Source organism: bacterium, from assembly GCA_009926305.1.
In the GTDB taxonomy this organism is placed as follows: Bacteria; Bdellovibrionota_C; UBA2361; order UBA2361; family RFPC01; genus RFPC01.
This window is the reverse complement of sequence record RFPC01000149.1, coordinates 1-2,894: the sequence shown is the minus strand read 5'-3', so window position 1 is coordinate 2,894 and position 2,894 is coordinate 1. Positions and strand designations below refer to the sequence as shown.

At 45.3% G+C, this 2,894-nt stretch carries 4 protein-coding genes; all 4 read left to right on the top strand.

Translation table 11 applies throughout. The features are described from left to right. The first annotated feature begins 96 nt into the window (after positions 1-96). Entirely contained in the window at positions 97-333 is a 237-nt protein-coding gene (locus EBR25_13020; protein ID NBW41903.1) for a hypothetical protein, read from the top strand. 163 nt (positions 334-496) lie between these two features. Beyond that, a complete protein-coding gene (locus tag EBR25_13015; protein NBW41902.1) occupies positions 497-964 on the top strand; it encodes a peroxiredoxin in 468 nt (155 codons plus the stop codon). 188 nt (positions 965-1,152) lie between these two features. After that, positions 1,153-1,851, top strand: a complete 699-nt coding sequence (locus tag EBR25_13010) for a MotA/TolQ/ExbB proton channel family protein (GenBank protein ID NBW41901.1) — start codon at positions 1,153-1,155, stop codon at positions 1,849-1,851. A gap of 24 nt (positions 1,852-1,875) precedes the next feature. After that, the gene (locus tag EBR25_13005; protein ID NBW41900.1) at positions 1,876-2,265 is read left to right on the top strand and encodes a biopolymer transporter ExbD; all 390 of its coding nucleotides are present in this window, start codon (positions 1,876-1,878) and stop codon (positions 2,263-2,265) included. Positions 2,266-2,894 lie beyond the last annotated feature (629 nt).

Sequence of the window (2,894 nt, the reverse complement as noted above, 5' to 3'; positions counted from 1 at the left end):
GTGAGTGAGAAGCTTTGAGACTGCAAATCATAGTGATTTAAGCTTACTACTGGCGACCCGGTATCAGTTTCTCAAGAAGACTCCTCCCTTTGCCTGTTGAGCCAGATTCTCAAGGAGAGGGGGCATGATGTTCAATACACAAAGAATAATACTGGAAGTGATGCACGCTGGTTTACTGAACAAGGGAGCTCTATCCTTCTGATGCTCCCGGAAAGCACAAATGGACATATTGACGATGAGGCTGTAAGCGTCAAAGGTCTTGTTGAGCTCTATGAAATTATGGCAGAACTTGCCAAGCGACACTTTGTTTTGCAACAAACACAAGCAGCATAGAGCGTTGGGGGCTCATTTCAAGTAGTCGATCCACCATCCTCTTCTAAGTCTTCCCCGCTGTATGCCACCATCCATGGCGCTCTGGTCTCGACCTTTCCTTCGTTAATCTTTATAGTCTTAGGGTGTCTTAATTTAACGTTCAGAATATCGGTGGAGAATACACATGGCTATTGAAGTCGGAAAGAAAGCACCTGCTTTTACTCTACAGGGAAGTGATGGAGAGAAGCACTCCTTGAAAAACTATGCCGGGAAAACGGTCATCCTCTACTTTTATCCGAAAGATGATACTCCTGGCTGCACAAAGGAAGCGTGTAATTTCAAAAAGCTTAAAAGCCAATTTTCAAGAAAGAACGCCGTCATACTTGGCGTAAGCCGCGACTCACTTGAGTCGCATGATGCATTCATTGAAAAATTTAAGCTTCCCTTCGTGCTTCTATCCGACCCCAATGGAGCCACCATGGAAAAGTACGGGGCATGGGGAGAGAAAAATATGTACGGAAAGAAAACTGTGGGCACTATTCGCTCAACAACCATCATTGGTCCCGATGGAAAGGTTGAGAAGCATTGGAAGCGGGTACCAAAGGCAGAGAGCCATCCAGAACAGGTGCTTAAGTGGTTCAAAGGCGAATAAAAGAGGTGTCTTTGCCTGATTTTTAGAAAAAACACCCCCTCGCATTGCATATAGACCTCTTGCTTGGTATACCAATAAGGTACTTGATGATGTGTAGCGGGGGTTGTTAATGCGGTTACCGTTCAATCAGCAAGCGATAAACCAAGGAATTCCCTGAGAGGTAGTCACGGGTTCCGGACAGCTTATACATGCTCATGAATTATATAGAACTTCTCCTACACGGTGGTCCAGTAATGGCTACTCTTCTCTTTTTCTCAGTAGGAGGACTGTCGCTGATTATCTTCAAACTGATTCACTTCCGTAGAACAAAGCTTCCAACACCTGAGCTGTGTGAAGAATTTGCAACACTTTACAGTCAGCCGAATTTCCCCCGATTTTCTGCCCTCTTTCAGAGCAATCTTGGAGCACTAAAGAAAATATTTCTTCCGCTGTTGGAGGCTGAATTCCGCCCTGGCATCAGCAACAAAGAGCTTGAAGTTGAACTCGGTCGACTTGCAACCCGGGAAATACGTTCGCTAGAAGCTTGGCTCCGCCCCCTCGGGATGATTGCACAATTAGCCCCGCTGCTCGGACTTCTCGGAACAGTGCTAGGAATGATAGAGGTATTCGTAAGCCTCGAAGCAGCTGGCACACAGGTAGAACCAGGGCTGCTTGCTGGAGGGATCTGGGAGGCGCTACTTACAACAGCAGCAGGACTTGCTATTGCTATCCCTGCAACTGCGACGTACTCGTTTTTTGAGGGAGAAGTCGATAATCGAGCGGCTCGAATAAGCGATCTCGGTAAAAGACTCCTATTCAAAAGAAGGCTGATTCTCGAGGAAAGTTCTGGAGAAGGCACGCATATGACAGCCGAACGCACCATGAATATTCAGCCGAGCCTCAACTAAAGTATCAAAGGGAGAGGGTTCTCAATGGATATTGCAAAACGTCCTAAGGTTGCTGTTCAGCTGAATATCGCTCCACTCATTGATATCGTATTCCTGCTCCTGATTTTTTTCATGCTGACGAGTACGTTCCTAAAAGAGCAGGCGCTTGATATTCACTTGCCCCAATCCGAGACAGGAGAAACATCAAACAATCAGCAGGCGCTTCAAATCACGGCAGTTGATATAGACTCCTTTCTCCTTGATGGTCAAAGCATGTCTCTTAACGCCTTAAAGGAAAAGCTCTCCGCTCTTAATCGCTCTCTACCAGAGGCTCATCCCGTAATCGTCCGAATTGATAATACTTCCGAGGCTACAATGGAGACAGTACAGCAGGCTGGATTCACAAACGTGGCTCTTGCGACAGAGAAAAAGTAAGCAACTCACGCTGCCCTTAAGACTCTAACGAACCAGCTTCATAACAGGTCTTTACTTTTGATTCAGGGAAGTACTTCGATATCAGCGAGATAACCGCTTCTGAGCGAGCTGGCATACGGCACCGCTTCACAACCGCCCCCTCACACAAACAAGTTGCAACGAAAAACGACCGGTGCACATCCAACCCTATGTAGATTCGCTTTTCTGCGAAAGATACACTTCTAGCGTTCACGACTTCCTCCATGTTCAAAAATAATCGTTAAAGTTTCGTCACTTACTTCGATTACTGATGAACGGAGGAAGTTTCCGCTTTCTCCTAATCTCCATGTATCTCTACATAGCAACTACCTGTCGAAAATATGGGTAGAAGAATTTCCAACTGGTGGTGCTAATCTACCCGTTTATCCAGAGTTTGAAGATGAAAGTATCAATACTTCTGGTGAGAAAAGTCGCTTATAAAACCATCATAGAAGACTGATAGTACTATTGCTGAGGTAACTCCTTGCCTCAGTAGTACTTCAGTTGCTCTTTAGATTTTTTCTTCCAGCAAAATCTCAAGATTATAAATATCGGTATAACTTTCAAAATCGATTTAAAAGCAGGTTCGCCTCTTCCTTTACAGTAACCGA

Excerpts from the sequence above, each read along its gene's own strand:
- EBR25_13015 (NBW41902.1), top strand. The coding sequence starts at position 497 with ATGGCTATTGAAGTCGGAAAGAAAGCACCTGCTTTTACTCTACAGGGA.
- EBR25_13010 (NBW41901.1), top strand. The coding sequence starts at position 1,153 with ATGCTCATGAATTATATAGAACTTCTCCTACACGGTGGTCCAGTAATG.
- EBR25_13005 (NBW41900.1), top strand. The coding sequence starts at position 1,876 with ATGGATATTGCAAAACGTCCTAAGGTTGCTGTTCAGCTGAATATCGCT.